The sequence below is a fragment of the Streptomyces sp. WM6372 genome, assembly GCF_001279655.1.
GTDB lineage: Bacteria > Actinomycetota > Actinomycetes > Streptomycetales > Streptomycetaceae > Streptomyces.
On the sequence record NZ_LGDB01000097.1, the window covers coordinates 1 to 489 of the forward strand.

The 489-nt window shown below is 70.1% G+C and carries 1 protein-coding gene; it reads left to right on the forward strand.

Going from position 1 to position 489, the window contains the following annotated elements; all coding sequences use genetic code 11:
* The coding region (locus tag ADK52_RS09135; protein WP_159045885.1) for an ABC transporter permease at positions 1–489 on the forward strand (489 nt) is incomplete at its 5' end.

Consider the following 489-nt stretch of genomic DNA (forward strand, 5'->3'; position numbering starts at 1 on the left):
GGCCTGCAATCCCTGCCCTCCGTCGCCTGGGTACCCCCCGCCGTCCTCTGGTTCGGCCTCAACGACGCCATGATGTACACCGTCATCCTGCTGGGCGCCGTCCCCTCCATCGCCAACGGCCTCGTCTCCGGCATCGACCAGATCCCCCCGCTCTTCCTGCGCGCCGGCCGCACCCTCGGCGCCACCGGCCTGCGCGGCGCCCGCCACGTGATCATGCCCGCCGCCCTCCCCGGCTACCTCGCCGGCCTCAAGCAGGGCTGGGCCTTCTCCTGGCGCTCCCTCATGGCCGCCGAAATCATCGCCAGCTCCCCCGACCTCGGCCTCGGACTCGGCCAACTCCTCGAAAACGGCCGCAACAACATCGACCTCCCCGGCGTCTTCCTCGCCATCATCCTCATCCTCGTCGTCGGCATCGCCATCGACCTCCTCATCTTCAGCCCCGTCGAACGCTGGGTCCTGCGCACCCGCGGCCTGCTGGTCAAGGGCTGA